Origin of the sequence: Bradyrhizobium sp. CCBAU 65884, from assembly GCF_028128835.1 — a bacterium.
Classification (GTDB): Bacteria; Pseudomonadota; Alphaproteobacteria; order Rhizobiales; family Xanthobacteraceae; genus Bradyrhizobium; species Bradyrhizobium ottawaense.
The window spans coordinates 181455-196529 of the sequence record NZ_LBJU01000128.1 but is presented as its reverse complement, the minus strand read 5'-3'; the positions used below and the strand labels follow the sequence as shown (position 1 = coordinate 196529).

Below are 15075 nucleotides of genomic sequence, written 5' to 3'. Positions count from 1 at the left end.
GGTCGGGCTGGAGGAAAGTCACACGAGGCCAAACCGTGCAAGACGACATGCGCGTGCGCACCACCGCGCAGATCGCGGGTCATCCCATTCATCCGATGCTGGTGCCGATCCCGATCGCGTGCTTCGTCGGGGCGCTGTTGACCGACATCGCCTATGTCGCCAGCGCCGAGATCATGTGGGCGAATTTTTCCGCCTGGCTTCTGCTCGTGGGTGTCGTCTTCGGCGTGCTCGCGGCGATCATGGGCCTGATTGATTTCCTCGGCAACCGCCTGGTGCGGGCGCAGACGCCGGCCTGGCCGCATCTGATCGGCAATGCCGTGGCGCTGATCCTGGCCATCGTCAACGCGCTGATCCACACCCGCGATGCCTGGACCTCGGTGTGGCCGACGGGGCTCGTTCTGTCCGTGATCACCGTGTTGATCCTGCCCGTCACCGGCTGGCTCGGCTGGGCCATGGTCTATCGCCACGGCGTGGGAGTTGCGCGATGATATCGAAGCTCGCCCGCGCTCTGGTGTGCGCGTCGCTGCCGTTGCTGGCTGCTTGCGATGACGGCAGCGGCAACCCCAAGGCGCAGATCGGCGCCAACCCTGAGCTTCCCGACATCCAGCAATATCTGCTGCCGCCCGTCCACATCGCGCGCATCGTCGGCTGGAAGAAGGGCGAGACGCCGGCTGTGGCGGAGGGCCTGCAGGTCAAGGCTTTCGCGACCGGTCTGCAGCATCCGCGTTTCCTCTACGTGCTGCCCAATGGTGACGTGCTGGTGGCGGAATCCAAGGCGCCGAAGGGGGGCGCGATCAAGCGGCCCAAGGAGATCGTCATGGGCTATATCGAGTCCTGGGCGACCTCGGGCGGCAACGACACCGGGCCGGGTAATCGCATCACGCTGCTGCGTGACAGCAATGGCGACGGCGTGCCGGATACGCAAAGCGGCTTCCTCGACCATCTCAACTCGCCCTTCGGCATCGCGCTGGTGGGCAACGATCTCTACGTCGCCAATGCCGATGCGATCGTCAGATATCCCTACACCGAAGGCGACACCAGGATCACCGCGCCGGGCACGGTGCTGACGCCGCTGCCGGGTGGGCCGATCAACCATCACTGGACCAAAAGTCTCGTCGCCAGCCCCGACGGCTCGAAACTCTATGCCGGCGTCGGCTCCAACAGCAACATCACCGAGAACGGCATGGAGGCCGAGCACAATCGCGCGGCGATCCTCGAGGTCGACCGTGCCAGCGGGCGCTGGCGCGTGTTCGCAAGCGGCCTGCGCAATCCCAACGGGCTCAGCTTCGAGCCGCAGACCGGCGCGCTGTGGACGGTGGTGAACGAGCGCGACGAGCTCGGTCCCGATCTCGTCCCTGACTACATGACCTCGGTGAAGGACGGCGGCTTCTACGGCTGGCCGTACAGTTATTACGGCCAGCATGTCGATCCCCGCGTCAAGCCGCAGCGGCCGGATCTCGTCGCCAAGGCGATCGTGCCGGACTATGCCCTGAGCTCGCATGTCGCCCCGCTCGGGCTCGCCTTCAACACCGGCTCCAGCCTGCCGGCCGCCTATCGCGGTGGCGCCTTCGTCGGCGAGCATGGCAGCTGGAACAGGCAGGTGCTCAACGGCTACAAGGTCGTGTTCGTGCCGTTCACCGACGGCAAGCCGAGCGGACCGGCGCAGGACGTCGTGACGGGCTTCCTCAACAGCGACAACCAGGCGCGCGGCCGGCCGGTGGGCGTCGCCATCGACAAGACCGGGGCGTTGCTGGTCGCCGACGACAGCGGCAACACGGTGTGGCGCGTCACCGCCGCGCATCCGCAGCTGACGCAACGATAGTCCCGCCGGCGCGTTATCGGACAGACGGTGAAAGCCAAATTCTGAAACTGAAGCCAGGAGTTGGACAATGGGCCTTGCTCAATATGCCATCGTGCCGGTGCGGAACGAATGGGGCGTGTTGCACGACGGTGACGTCAAGAACACCTACGCCACCAAGGAGGCTGCATTCGAATCGGCGGTCGCCGCCGCATCCCTCGCGCTTCGTGAGGGACATGAAGTCCAGGTCAGCGTGCCCGGCCGCGAAGCCGGAGACAACGCGCTCGGCGTCCAGGACAACGCTTGAGAAGGAAGACGCGATGACCAAGCCGCGTGAGCCGAACGGCGTCGAGCCAACCCGTTCCGAGGACGACATCCAGCGCGAACAGCTGGGTCCCCGCGGCGTGCCCGGTGCGCCTGATCCGGCCAAGATGACGCCGCAGCGCGATAAGAAGACGCCGAAGCACGTCGATCCCGGCCACACCGCGTGACGCGGCTCGGCGGCCTAACATGATCAGACGATCAGCCGCCCGCGCCGCGCGGCAATCCCGATCGTGACCTCGGCACCCGCGTTGAAGTCGAGGCGGTCGGCTTCGACGCCGTCGCTGAAGATGACGCCGTTTTCCGCCATCAGCGAGCGAATGCGCAATTGGTCCGCCGACGCGAGCCGGCCGCAGACGAGATGGGTCTGCGAATGGCGGCTGGGAAAGGGCTCGCGCACGGCAAAGCGCAGCTCGGCCGCGTCCCAGGGCAGGGCCTCGTAACCGGTCAGCGGGGGAGGCTGGCCAAAGCTGCCGGCAATGGCCAGCGAGCCGGTCACGATGCTCTTGAACCAGGCGGTCGAACCAAGCCCGGTCGAGACGATCAGGCCGCTGGAAGATTGTCGTTCCGTCGCCCCGCCGGCCGCAAGCTCGTAGATCGCGGAGACATGCGTGCGTGCGCCGACGAAGAGGTCGTTGACGGCGTGGAGCACCTGGCCGTCGTTGAGCCGTGCTTCCGCCATCGTCACGGCCTGGCTGCTGCGCTTCTCAGTGGCGACCTCCGGCAAGAGCTTGGCGAGGTCGTGCGGCGCAAAGGGCAGGAGGATGCCGTCGTGGCGCGCGGGATCCGGATTGAGCCCGATCAGCGGATGGTCGTTCAGATATTTCATCGTGTTGGCGACGACGCCGTCCTGGCCGAGCGCGACCACGATGTCATCAGGCCCGAAGAGGAAGTTCGGCAGGAAGCCGCGGTCGATGACCTGATAGCGCCCCCATTGCTCCAGCACTTGCAGCGTCGTGTGACGCTGCGCACGATAGACCTCGTGCTCGCGCTCATAGTCGGAGAAGTCGGCGCCGAGATGTTCGACGTAGAAGCGGGCCTGCGCCGCCGTCAGGTGGCGCGCGATCAGGTCCTCTAACCTGGTCTTGCGCGTCACCAGCACCACCTTGCGGTCATTGGCGGCGGGCATTGGCGGCCTCCGTCGGCTTCGGCTTCTCCATCAACTGGCTGAGCAGGTCCGGCGAGACGTTGAGCTGGCCGATCTTCTCGGCCTTCTCGGCAATGCCGGAGAAGGCTTGCGCGATCAGCTGACCCGGCTGCATGCCGGCGGCGGCAAGCGCCTGGATCACGCGGGTGTCGACGCCCTCGAAGATCTTCATCAGCGCGCCGACGCGGTAGGCCTCGGCGTCGGCCAGGGTCCTGGTATTCTCGGCATTGAGGCCGACGAAATCCTTGCGCTTGCCTTCCAGCACGATGTCCGCGGCCATGCCGGCCTCGCGCAGCTCATTGCGCTTTGCGGCAACGCTCGCCTCGGCATCCATCTGGGTCTCGCGAATTGACCGCTTCTTCTGCTCGACCGCGATCTCGGTGTCGAGTTCGCTCTCGCGAATGGCACGCTCCTGCTCGACGGCGAAGTTGCGCCGGGCGAAGATGGCTTCGTCCGCGTTCTTCAGGATCGCTTCGCGCGCTTGCGCCTCCAGCGCCTTTGCGGTGTCCGGCGTCGGCTTGATGCCGCGGATCGACACGCCGAGGATTTCGAGGCCGAGAGCGGCGATGTCCGCGCGCGCCCTCAAGCCACCCGCGATGATGTCGGCGATGCGGTCGGACGCCTGCAACGCGTCCCTCAGCGTCAGTTCCTTCACCGCTTGCTGGGCGAGGACCTCGACCGTGCCGAGGATGCGTTCCGGCAGCTTTTCCGGATCGTCGCTCGCATAGGTCTTGCCGTCAGCCTTCAGGGTGAAGTCGAGCATTGATGCCGCCTTCTTCGGGTCGCTGACGCGATAAGTCACCTGACCCTGCACGGTCAGCGTCTGAAAGTCGCGCGCGGTCTGCTCGAAGATGAACGAGGCGTCGCGGCTGCCGATCGGCACCGCGACCAGCATGGTCACCGGCGCGTAATACAGCGCGGAAAGACCAGCACCCTCGGCGACGATCGCGCCGGCGCGATACTTCATCAGATAGGTGGTGGGCTGGGCCTTGATGAACCTGACGCCGAACATGTCCGTCTCCGATGGTCGTTATAAGTGTGCCTGAGCAACTAAGTAAGTTGGACTGTACAACTAACTATGCTACTGTCAAGTCCGAACAGGGGGAGGCTGCCGATGGCGGGCGAAGGTCGGGCTGAAGGGTCTGGTAAATCGGGGCAATTGGACTTCCCACGACCCCTGACCACGGTCGATGTCGTGATCTTTACGATCCTCGACGACAGCCTTCAGGTGCTGCTGATGCAGCGCCCGGCCGGCGAGGGCGAGCCGTTTCCGCTCAGCTTGGCGCTGCCGGGCGGCTTCGTGGACGTCACGAAGGACCGCGACCTCGCGGCTTGCGCCGCCCGCAAGCTGAGGGAGAAGACCGGGGTCACCAGCCCTTATCTGGAGCAACTCGGAAGCTGGGGAAGCGCGACGCGCGATCCGCGCGGCTGGTCGGCGACACACGCCTATTTCGCGCTGATCCCGGCGGACGCAAGCGTGCTGGCGAACGATGCGCGGTGGTTTCCGATTCGAGGCGGAAGGCTCAAGGACAAGCTCGCCTTTGATCACGGCGACATCCTGGCGACCGCGATCCAGCGCCTGCGCAACAAGGTGGAGTACACCTCGCTGCCGGCCTATCTGATGCCGGCGGAATTCACGCTGCCGGATCTGCAGCGGGTCTATGAGATCGTGCTCGACCGCCCGCTCGAGAAAAGCGCGTTCCGGACCCGGATCCTGTCGGCCGACATGATCGAGCCGGTCGCGAAGATGCGGCGCGGTCCCAACCGTCCGGCGCAACTCTACCGCCTGAAGAAGGGCAGCGAGCCCGTGTATTTCGTGCGGACGTTCAATCCGCCGGAATGAGGTCGTGCGCCGCTCTGCGGCTGGCGCCGCGGTGCCATTCGGAACCGGCATGCCCGTGAACTGAGTCTCCAGCTAAGACCGGCTGTGTCGGCGCGATCTGCGCCCGGCGGGCAGGTGAACGTTTGGAATGCGCTTCTTGAAATCTGACAGCAGGCTGACCGGCGTCCTGCTGGTTCTCGCCATCACGCAGCTGGTCGGATGGGGCACGATCGGGCTTCCTGCCATCGTCGGGCGCGATCTCGCCGCCGATCTCGGCATGAGCCTGCCGGCGGTGTTCGCCGGGACATCCGTTCTCTACGTCTCGATGGGGCTGTGCGCGCCGTGGCTTGCCAGATCGTTTGCGCGGCATGGCGCGCGGACGGTCATGATGGTCGGCACGGTCGTCACCGCGCCGGGCTTCGTGCTGCTGTCCCTCGCGCGCGAGCCGATGCTCTATTTCGCCGCCTGGATCGTCCTCGGTATCGCCGGCAGCGCCACGCTGTCGACCGGCGCCTATATCATGCTGAACGAGGTCGCGGGGCGGCAGGCCAAGAACGCGATCGGGGCCTTGATGCTGGTGACGGGCCTGTCCAGCAGCATCTTCTGGCCGACGACCTCGTTCCTCAGCGGGCACCTCGGCTGGCGGGGGACGTGTCTGGTTTACGCGGCCATGCTGATCCTCGTGTCGCTTCCGCTCTATGCATTCGTGGCGCCGCGCCGGAGACTTGCGAAGGACGATGGCGGCACGCTGGCCAGGTCTGCCGATGTGCCCGCGATTCCGAGGAGCACGTTCGGCCTCGTCGTCGCCGCGATCACGCTCAACGCCTTCGTCAATTTCGGCATCAGCGCCATCATGATCGAGCTGTTGCGGGCGGAGGGGCTCACGCCCGCGCAGGCCCTCGCGTTCGGCTCGATGCTGGGCGTGATCCAGGTCAGCGCCCGCGGGCTCGATCTCCTCGGCGGCGGGCGGTGGGACGGGATCACGACCGGGCTCGTCGCGGGCACGGCACTGCCCGTCGCGATGCTGCTGCTGATGCTGAGCGAGGGCGCGACCTGGGCGGTGGCGGTCTTCATCCTGCTCTATGGCGCCGGCAGCGGCGCCATGGCGGTGGCGCGGGCGACCATCCCGCTCGTGTTCTACGACCAGGCCGAGTTCGCCAAGGCGATGTCGATGATCGCGCTGCCGCTCAATCTGGCGTCCGCGATCTCGCCGCCGCTTCTGGTCGGCCTGCTCACCCAATTCGGCAGCCGCGGCGCGCTTGGGCTCACGCTGGTGTTCTCCTGCGCGACGGTGCTGATCCTGGTCCTGCTCGGCCGGCGGCGGCCGCGGGTTGCGGCGGCAGCTGTGACCTGAGCCGATCAGGCAATATTCGCGGCGTGGAAAGTTGCGGACAGGAATTCGCTTGCTGCCGGAGCCGCGGATAGCCGTATGCCGCCAGTGCAGTGCTCAAGGCGCCAAAATAGTGTATCCGCTGGGGAGCGCGGCCGCTCAAAGCCGCCGCGCCAAGATCCAGTTCCCCGGAGGAAATCGATATGTCGGCCTTGCCGCTCTCAGGCATCAAGATCCTTGACCTCACGCGCGTGCTTGCCGGGCCCTTGTCGGCCCAGATGCTGGGCGATTTGGGCGCGGAGGTGATCAAGATCGAGCGGCCGGGCACCGGCGACGACGCGCGCGCGTTCGGCCCGCCCTACCTCAGCGATCCCGAAGGCAAGGCCAACAACAACAATTCCTTCTATCTCTGCGCCAACCGCAACAAGAAGTCGGTCACCGTCAACATCGCCAAGCCCGAGGGGCAGGCGATCATCCGCGAGCTCGCCAAGGACGTCGACGTCTTCATGGAGAATTACAAGGTCGGCGATCTCAAGCGCTACGGCCTCGACTACGAGACCATCAAGGCGATCAACCCCGGCATCATCTATTGTTCGGTGACCGGCTTCGGTCAGACTGGACCGTATGCGCCGCGCGCCGGCTATGACGCCATCCTGCAGGCGATGGGCGGCCTGATGAGCGTCACCGGTCATATCGACGGCGAGCCCGGCGAGGGCCCGATGAAGGTCGGCCCGTCGATCGTCGACTACATGACCGGCATGAACACCTCGATCGGGATTCTCTCGGCGCTCTATCATCGCGACGTCAATGGCGGCGAGGGGCAGCATATCGACGTCTGCCTGTTCGACACCGTCATTGCGTCGCTGTCGCACTGGCTGCAGATCTACCTCGTCAACGGCAAGACGCCGCCGCGCCGCGGCACCTGGGGCAATGGCGGCATGCCGGCCGGCGTGTTCCGCTGCACCGACGGCGAGCTGATGCTGGTGGTCGGCAATGACGGCCAGTTCCAGCGCACCTGCGCCGTGCTCGGCGCGCCGGAGCTGGCGACTGATCCGCGCTTCATCAAGAACAACGACCGCGTCGTGCACGGCAAGGAGATCATGGCGATCTTCGCCGGCCTGTTCCTGAAGCAGCCGGTGGCCTACTGGCTGGACAAGCTGGAGGAGGCCGGCGTGCCCTCGGGTCCGATCAACAATTTCGAGCAGGTGTTTTCCGATCCGCACGTCCAGTCGCGCGGCATGCGGGTGAAGACCGAGCACAAGTTCGAGCCCGAGCTCTCGCTGATCCGCAACGCGCTGACCCTGTCGGGCACCCCCATCACCGAATATCGCGCGCCGCCGCTGTTAGGGGAGCACACGCAGGAGGTGCTCGGCGGCAAGCTCGGCTATGACGCCGGCAAGATCGAGACGCTGAAGCAGCAGGGGATCATCTAGGCTTGTCTTCGCCTCTCCCCGCGTGCGGGGAGAGGGGGCGCAGCTACTCTGCGGCAACGCGTTCAGTTAGACTCATTGAGTTGCGAAGCGGAGGAATTCCATGACATCAGGCAAAACCATCATCACCTGCGCCATCACGGGCAACCTCACAAAGCCCGAGCAGTCGCCGTATTTACCCATCACCCCCGAGCAGATCGCGACCTCGGCGCTGGAAGCCGCCGAGGCCGGTGCCGCCATCGTCCACATCCATGTGCGCGATCCCGCGACGGGGCGGCCCTCGATGGAGATCGATCTCTACCGCGACGTGGTGGCGCGCATCCGCGCCCGCAACACCTCGCTCGTCATCAACCTGACGACCGGCCCCGGCGGCCGCTTCGTGCCCTCGGTCGAAGACCCCCGCGTCGCCGGCCCCGGCACCACGCTGCTTGTCCCTGAGAAGCGCGTCGAGCATATCGAGCTGCTCAAGCCCGACATCTGCACGCTCGACCTCAACACCATGAATTCCGGCGGCGAGGTCGTGATCAACACGCCGCGCAATGTCCGCATCATGGCCGAGCGGATGAAGGCCGCCGGCGTGCTGCCGGAGATCGAGCTGTTCGATAGCGGCGACTGCCATCTGGCGCGCGACCTGTTCGCCGACGGCACGCTGAAGGGACCCGGCCTGTTCTCGCTCGTGCTCGGGGTGAAATACGGCTTCTCGGCGACGCCCGAGACCATGTTCTACGCCCGCAGCCTGCTGCCGCCGGGCGCGATCTGGTCCGGCTTCGGCATCGGCCGCGCCGAATTCCCGATGGTGGCGCAGGCCTATCTGCTCGGCGGCCATGTCCGGGTAGGCATGGAGGACAATCTCTATATGTCCAAGGGCGTGCTGGCGAAGACCAATGCCGAGCTGGTCGCCCATGCCGCGGGTATCTTGAAAAGCCTGGGGGCGAGCGTTGCGAGCGCGGAGAACGCGCGCGCGATGCTGGGGCTTGCCTGAGGCTTGCCCGCCATCCCCAGATAATCCCGGTCCGTAGTCGCACAGGCTTCCGCTTTGCGCCCGACTCTGATTCGATCTCTCCAGTAATGTCGGGAGGGAAATGGATGTCCTACACGATCGGGTTCCAGGCCAAGGACCAGAAGGCAATTCTGGCGACCGAGGCGGCCACCGCCAATCAGGCCGTCGCCATCATTGCCGCACTGCGGCAGAGTGCCGAGGAGATCAAGTTCATCCGCTCGCCGCAGGAAGGCGAGATGGGCATCGAGATGCTGCTGCTGCTCGCCAAGGAAGAGGCCGAGGAGATGCCGCAGCGGGCCTGAACCCGCGGCCCCAACCACACTTCGATTAGAAGCGAAGCATGCCGGCTGCAGGATAATGTAGTCAGGCGTCAGTTTCGCTCGAACCGAAGGTGGCTGCCATGAAACGCGAAGCGCTCCGCGTCGAACCGATCTCGACCTTTCTTGACCGGCCGCAACGCACCGGTCTCGCCGGTGACGCGCGCCGGCAACATGATTTTCGTTGCCGGCCTGCCGCCGTTCGACCCGGAGACGGGCGAGATCGCGCAAATGCCGATCGAGCGGCAGAGCGAGATCGTCATGGAGCAGATGAAGCTGTGCCTCCAGACGGCCGGCGCCTCGCTCGACAACGTCATGAAGTGCAACGTCTACTGCACCTCGACGAAACATTTCGCCGCGTTCAACGCCATCTATGCGCGCTATTTCCCGATCGATCCGCCGGCGCGGATCTTCGTCTGCACGCCGGAATGGTTCGGTCCCTTCGACGTCGAGATCGACTGCATCGCGATGGCGTGATGGCTACCGCGCCGCCACCCTCGACGGCGCCTTTGCCTCGCTCCGTCCCGCCGTCAGCGCCATCGTCGCCACGCTGACCACGCGCGCGATCACGTCCTCGACGTCGTCGAGGTCGCATTTGCCTTCCGACAGTTTCGTCAGCCGCTCGCTTTCGCGGATGGTGTGGTGCGCCATCGCGAGCGCGAAGTTGAGGCCCCAGTAGATATCGACGTCGCTGCGGTCGGGCAAGGCGCGGCGCATCGCGCCGGCGAATTTGCGCAAATGGTCGATCTCGCGGTTCTTGATGCGGCGGATCGGCGGCACGGATTCGATCGAGGCGCGGATCATGAAGCGCGCCGCGGTGGAGCGCTGGTTCTCAGGGCCAAGGCAGCCGCGCAGCGTCGGTCCGACCAGCGCATGCAAGATCACCTCGATCGGCGCGCGGCCGCCGCCTTCTTCCTCTGCCGCCTTCAATTCGCGCAGGCGCTCGCGGTTGGTGGCGATCGAGCGGGTGACGAACAATTCCGCGATCAGCTCGTCCTTCGAGCCGAAATGATAGTTCACCGCGGCGAGGTTGACGCCCGCCTCCGCGACGATGTCGCGCAGCGTCACGTCGCCAAAGCCGCGATCGGCATAGAGCCGTTCGGCGGCGGCGAGAATGGCAGATCTCGTATGATCGCTGGCCATGACCTTCATCCCGTCATTCCGGGGCTCGCGAAGCGAGAACCCGGAATCTCGCCCCACATTTCGAGATTCCGGGTTCAGCCCCTGCGGGCCGCCCCGGAATGACGTCGTGAGCGAGGGAGTTGCAATTCAAACAGTTGTATGAAACTATCGTTTGAAGGCCGGAGATGTCAATCGCAATCGGGACTCGTTCGCAACTCGCGAAGCCGGTTCCGAAGCGCCCGCCAGCCGCGCGCTTGCGGGCCGCGCAGCGGGAGGACGGTCCGGCGCAAAACAGGCTCGCGAAGCAAACAGGTTCGCAAAGAGAGACGAGGAGCGTCCCATGGATTTCGATCTGTCCCCCAAGCAGAAGGAATGGCTCGACCGCGTGCGGTCTTTCATGGCCAAGCACGTGCGCCCGGCGGTGCCGATTTATGATCAGCAGGATCACGCCGGCGAGCGCTGGAAGGTGATCCCCATCCTCGAGGACCTCAAGAAGAAGGCGAAGGCCGAAGGCCTCTGGAACATGTTCATGCCGCCGAGCGAGCATGAGGACGACGAATTCCGCGGCGCGGGATTGACCAATCTCGAATACGCGCTGCTGTCGGAGGAGATGGGCCGCATCAGCTGGGCCTCGGAAGTGTTCAACTGTTCCGCGCCCGACACCGGCAACATGGAAGTGTTCATCCGCTACGGCTCGAAGGAGCAGAAGCGCAAATGGCTGCGTCCGCTGATGGACGGCGAGATCCGCTCCGCCTTCCTGATGACGGAACCTGCGGTGGCCTCGTCGGACGCCACCAACATCGAGACCCGCATCGAGCGCGACGGTGACCACTACGTCATCAACGGCCGCAAATGGTGGTCGTCCGGCGTCGGCGATCCCCGCTGCAAGATCGCGATCCTGATGGGCAAGACCGATTTCAAGGCGGCCAAGCATCAGCAGCAGTCGCAGATCCTGGTTCCGCTCGATACCCCCGGCATCAAGGTCGAGAAGATGCTGCCGGTGTTCGGCTTCGACGACGCCCCGCACGGCCACGCCCAGGTGCTGCTCGACAACGTCCGGGTGCCGAAGGAGAACATCCTGCTCGGCGAAGGCCGCGGCTTCGAGATCGCGCAGGGCCGACTCGGCCCCGGCCGTATCCATCACTGCATGCGCACCATCGGCAAGGCCGAGGAGGCGCTGGAGAAGATGGTGAAGCGGCTGTCCTCGCGCAGCGCCTTCGGCAAGAAGATCGTCGAGCACTCTGTGTGGGAGCAGCGCATCGGCGATGCCCGCACCAATATCGAGATGACGCGCCTGCTCTGCCTCAAGGCTGCCGACATGATGGACAAGGTCGGCAACAAGACCGCGCAGGCCGAGATCGCCATGATCAAGGTCGCAGCGCCCAACATGGCGCTGAAGATCATCGACGAGGCGATCCAGGCTTTCGGCGGCGCCGGGGTCTCGGACGAGGCGGGCCTCGCCAAGGACTACGCCCACATCCGCACGCTCCGTCTCGCCGACGGTCCGGACGAGGTGCACAATCGCGCCATTGCCAGACTTGAGGTTCGGAAGTATGCAAATTCTCCCAATCATTGAGAGCGTTTTCCAGCGAAGTGGACACCGGTTCGCGCTAAGAAAACGCGTCAAAACAAGAAACTAGGGATACCGTTCCGATTTTTCGGAACGGAATCTCTGGAGGGAGAGCCGGGAGGCGCTCCCGATCTGAAGAAACGACAGGGCATGATGCGGTGACCGCTTGACGCAAGTGCGTCAGCGGTTACCGATTAGGATCATGCTCGACCTGAAATGGTCAGGACTGAAGAGGGAGCGTCATCGTGGCTGACGGCGTCAGGAAAGACGAAGAGTTCTCGGGCACCAAGCCGGTCGAGGAGCGTCATCGCTTCGACGAGATGCGGCTCGAAGCCTGGATGCGCGACAACGTCGAAGGCTATGAGGGACCGCTGGTCGTGCTCCAGTTCAAGGGCGGCCAGTCCAATCCGACCTACCGGCTGAACACGCCGAACCGTTCCTACGTGATGCGCCGAAAACCGTTCGGCAAATTGCTGCCCTCGGCGCATGCGGTCGATCGCGAATATCGCGTGATCGCAGCGCTCGGCAAGCAGGGTTTCCCGGTCGCGCACGCCTATGCGCTGTGCCAGGACGACAGCGTCATCGGTGCGGCCTTCTACATCATGTCGATGGAGGAGGGCCGGGTGTTCTGGGATCCGACGCTGCCGAGCCAGGATGGCGACGCGCGGCGCAAGATCTTCACCAGCAAGATCGAGACGCTGGCGAAGCTCCATATGTACGATCCCACGGCGATCGGGCTCGGCGAGTTCGGCAAGCCCGGTAATTACTTTGCACGCCAGATCGACCGCTGGACCAAGCAGTACCGGGCGTCGGAAACGCAGCACATTCCCGAGTTCGAGAAGGTCGCCGAATGGCTGCCCAAGACCGTGCCGGAGCAGGCGCGCGTCTCGATCGTCCACGGCGACTATCGTCTCGACAACATGATTTTCCACGCGACGGAACCGCGCGTGCAGGCCGTGCTGGACTGGGAGCTGTCGACGCTCGGCGATCCCATGGCCGACTTCACCTACCTGTTGATGCAGTGGATCATGCCGGGCCTGCAGGGCGCGGACCTCAAGGCGCTCAACATCCCGAGCGTGGAAGAAGCCGCGCAGATCTATTGCAACGTCACCAAGATGACGGTGCCTGATCTCAACTGGTACTTCGCCTACAATCTGTTCCGTCTCGCCGGCATCACGCAAGGCATCGCCGGCCGCGTCCGCGACGGCACCGCCGCCAACGCCAAGGCGCTGGAGTCCGCCAAGCGCACCGTACCGCTGTCGCAGGCCTCATGGGAATACGCGCAAAAGGCGGGCGCGGTGTAGAAATGACGAAGGCGCGGCCGATGTGGCCGCGCCTTTTTTCTTTGGGCCGCGTCGGTGTTTCCACACAGCCGCTGCCATTCCCCGCGAAGGCGGGCAAATCCAGTCTTCGTAGGGTGGGCAAAAGCGCGTAGCGCTGTGCCCACCATCCTTCAGCGTTCGCAGCCTGATGGTGGGCACGCTTCCGCTTTGCCCACCCTACGGCATCTACGCCGTGGCCTTCGCGCAATGCGCGATCAGTCTCTCCACAAACCCCGCGCATTTCTCCAGCTCGGCCATCTCGACGAATTCGTCCGGCGTGTGCGCCTGTGCGATCGAACCCGGGCCGATCACCACCGAGGGGATGTCGGCCATGCTGGCAAACAAACTCGCTTCGGTGCCGAAGGCGACCTTGGCGTGGTCGTTGCGCCCTGCAAGGCTCTTGGCGAGAGTGACGATCGCGGCGTCGGCGGCGGTGTCGAGGGCGGGGTAGTCCAAAATCTCCTCGAAATCGATGCCGCACTCCGGATGCTGCTTCTTCATCGCCGGTTCGAGTTCGGCCCTGGCCCAGGCGACGATCGCATCCGTCACCTCCCTGGACTCGGTGATGCCGATGCCGCGGCATTCGAAGTCCACCGTGCAGGTGTCGGGCACGATGTTCAGCGCGGCGCCGCCGTGCACGATGCTGGTGAGCAGCGTCGAGTGGGGAACGTCGTAGAGGCTGTCGCTCGCTCGCACGGCTGCGAGCGCCACGGCGCGGCGGCGGATCTCGACGATCAGCGCGGCGGCATATTCGATCGCGTTGACGCCGTCGGGGGCGATTGAGGAGTGGCGGGCGAGGCCGCGAAAGGTCGCGCGCACGCCGTGCTTGCCCTTGTGGCCGATGATGACTTTCATCTCGGTCGGCTCGCCGATGAAGGCGCCGAGCGGTATGATCCGTTTCTTCGCGACCTCGCCGAGCATCGGCCGCACGCCGACGCAGCCGATTTCCTCGTCATAGGAGATCGCCAGATGAATCGGCGTTGCGAGCCTTGCTTCCAGCATCTCCGGCACCATGGCGAGGCACACCGCGACAAAGCCCTTCATGTCGGTGGTGCCGCGGCCATAGAGCTTGCCGTCGCGCTCGAGCAGCCTAAACGGATCGTGGCTCCAGTCCTGCCCCACGACGGGCACGACGTCGGTATGGCCTGACAGCACGAAACCGGGGCGATCTTCAGGGCCGATCGTGACCCAAAGCGAGGCCTTCTGCCCTGTTACGTCGACGATGCGCTCGCCCTTGACGCCGAACGCGGCGAGGTAGCTCTCGATATGGGCAATCAGGGGCAGGTTGGTGCGGTCGCTGACGGTGTCGAAGCCGACGAGGTCGGCGAGGAGTTTGCGAATACGGTCGGGTCTTGGGCTTGGCATTGTCTCGTTCTGTCAGGGAGTATGGAGGCTGAAGTGCTTGCAGGAACCATACCAACGTGAGGCCTCGTCGGGCAAATCAACATCGCAACCGTCATTCCGGGGTGATGCGCAGCATCGAGCCCGGAATCCATCGGTCCGCATCACGCGCTGCGAAATGGATTCCGGGTTCGCGCCTTCGTCGCGCCCCGGAATGACGAGGGGAGCCACAATCCCTTGCGTTGCCTGACGGGCAAAACACCCAAGGTATCGGTCAACGCATGGCGGCGAAAATATTCCACTTTACCGAAATTCGGAAACGGCGTATGTGTCGCCTCAACCCGGCCCAAGGAAGAGGGGCGTATCGCGATCGTCACGAACGCGGGCCGGGCGGCGGTGGACGCAGGTGACATCGGCGCGAAAAGCTTCGCAGGGCGGAGAGCCGTGAGCGAAGACCTCGCGCACACGACCGGTGTGATCCGCGTACGGCAAAATCGTGTGGTCCTGGCGCCCGGGGTCTGTGCGCCAAGTCTTGTGGTGATGTGTGCGGTCCAA

Annotated in this window: 15 protein-coding genes and 1 pseudogene; 12 read left to right on the top strand and 4 right to left on the bottom strand. The window is 64.9% G+C overall.

Annotated elements, in window-relative coordinates; genetic code table 11:
* Nucleotides 1–47 precede the first annotated feature (47 nt).
* The 4 genes from XI03_RS30265 to XI03_RS30250 all read left to right on the top strand — a co-directional run bounded on the left by XI03_RS30265 (nucleotide 48) and on the right by XI03_RS30250 (nucleotide 2289).
* A complete protein-coding gene (locus tag XI03_RS30265) occupies nucleotides 48–488 on the top strand; it encodes a DUF2231 domain-containing protein (protein WP_442869756.1) in 441 nt (146 codons plus the stop codon).
* Nucleotides 485–1822, top strand: coding sequence for a PQQ-dependent sugar dehydrogenase (locus tag XI03_RS30260; RefSeq protein WP_271594163.1), 1338 nt, complete (start codon nucleotides 485–487; stop codon nucleotides 1820–1822). Before XI03_RS30265 ends, XI03_RS30260 begins: the two co-directional genes overlap by 4 nt.
* A 67-nt stretch (nucleotides 1823–1889) precedes the next feature.
* The gene (locus tag XI03_RS30255; RefSeq protein WP_271594162.1) at nucleotides 1890–2105 is read left to right on the top strand and encodes a hypothetical protein; all 216 of its coding nucleotides are present in this window, start codon (nucleotides 1890–1892) and stop codon (nucleotides 2103–2105) included.
* Nucleotides 2106–2118: 13 nt separating this feature from the next.
* Entirely contained in the window at nucleotides 2119–2289 is a 171-nt protein-coding gene (locus XI03_RS30250; RefSeq protein ID WP_193374890.1) for a hypothetical protein, read from the top strand.
* Between the two features lie 23 nt (nucleotides 2290–2312).
* Here the strand turns inward: XI03_RS30250 and XI03_RS30245 are convergent, their stop codons facing one another.
* Complete coding sequence (locus tag XI03_RS30245) at nucleotides 2313–3248, bottom strand: sugar kinase (RefSeq protein WP_271594161.1); 936 nt, start codon at nucleotides 3246–3248, stop codon at nucleotides 2313–2315.
* Complete coding sequence (locus tag XI03_RS30240) at nucleotides 3232–4278, bottom strand: SPFH domain-containing protein (protein ID WP_038972347.1); 1047 nt, start codon at nucleotides 4276–4278, stop codon at nucleotides 3232–3234. Before XI03_RS30240 ends, XI03_RS30245 begins: the two co-directional genes overlap by 17 nt.
* Before the next feature lie 102 nt (nucleotides 4279–4380).
* Here XI03_RS30240 and XI03_RS30235 point away from each other — a divergent pair, with 102 nt between their 5' ends.
* The 6 genes and pseudogenes from XI03_RS30235 to XI03_RS30210 all read left to right on the top strand — a co-directional run bounded on the left by XI03_RS30235 (nucleotide 4381) and on the right by XI03_RS30210 (nucleotide 9642).
* Nucleotides 4381–5109 carry an NUDIX hydrolase gene (locus tag XI03_RS30235; RefSeq protein ID WP_271594160.1) on the top strand — a complete coding sequence of 243 codons (729 nt, stop codon included), beginning with the start codon at nucleotides 4381–4383 and terminating at the stop codon, nucleotides 5107–5109.
* A 127-nt stretch (nucleotides 5110–5236) separates the two neighbouring features.
* Nucleotides 5237–6442, top strand: a complete 1206-nt coding sequence (locus XI03_RS30230) for an MFS transporter (protein WP_271594159.1) — start codon at nucleotides 5237–5239, stop codon at nucleotides 6440–6442.
* 179 nt (nucleotides 6443–6621) lie between these two features.
* The gene (locus tag XI03_RS30225) at nucleotides 6622–7851 is read left to right on the top strand and encodes a CaiB/BaiF CoA transferase family protein (protein ID WP_271594158.1); all 1230 of its coding nucleotides are present in this window, start codon (nucleotides 6622–6624) and stop codon (nucleotides 7849–7851) included.
* A 100-nt stretch (nucleotides 7852–7951) separates the two neighbouring features.
* On the top strand, nucleotides 7952–8830 hold the full coding sequence (locus XI03_RS30220; protein WP_271594157.1) for a 3-keto-5-aminohexanoate cleavage protein: 879 nt from the start codon (nucleotides 7952–7954) through the stop codon (nucleotides 8828–8830).
* Between the two features lie 104 nt (nucleotides 8831–8934).
* On the top strand, nucleotides 8935–9150 hold the full coding sequence (locus XI03_RS30215; protein ID WP_028141051.1) for a hypothetical protein: 216 nt from the start codon (nucleotides 8935–8937) through the stop codon (nucleotides 9148–9150).
* 98 nt (nucleotides 9151–9248) lie between these two features.
* Nucleotides 9249–9642, top strand: a pseudogene (locus XI03_RS30210) (RidA family protein).
* A 3-nt stretch (nucleotides 9643–9645) separates the two neighbouring features.
* Here the strand turns inward: XI03_RS30210 and XI03_RS30205 are convergent.
* Nucleotides 9646–10308, bottom strand: coding sequence for a TetR/AcrR family transcriptional regulator (locus XI03_RS30205; RefSeq protein WP_028141049.1), 663 nt, complete (start codon nucleotides 10306–10308; stop codon nucleotides 9646–9648).
* A 319-nt stretch (nucleotides 10309–10627) separates the two neighbouring features.
* On the opposite strand from XI03_RS30205, the gene XI03_RS30200 reads away from it, so the two are divergent.
* Complete coding sequence (locus XI03_RS30200; protein ID WP_038950481.1) at nucleotides 10628–11863, top strand: acyl-CoA dehydrogenase family protein; 1236 nt, start codon at nucleotides 10628–10630, stop codon at nucleotides 11861–11863.
* 239 nt (nucleotides 11864–12102) lie between these two features.
* The gene (locus XI03_RS30195; protein ID WP_271594156.1) at nucleotides 12103–13161 is read left to right on the top strand and encodes a phosphotransferase family protein; all 1059 of its coding nucleotides are present in this window, start codon (nucleotides 12103–12105) and stop codon (nucleotides 13159–13161) included.
* A gap of 204 nt (nucleotides 13162–13365) precedes the next feature.
* Here XI03_RS30195 and argE read toward each other — a convergent pair whose 3' ends face one another.
* Nucleotides 13366–14544 carry an acetylornithine deacetylase gene (gene argE / locus XI03_RS30190; protein WP_271594155.1) on the bottom strand — a complete coding sequence of 393 codons (1179 nt, stop codon included), beginning with the start codon at nucleotides 14542–14544 and terminating at the stop codon, nucleotides 13366–13368.
* Nucleotides 14545–15075: the final 531 nt, after the last annotated feature.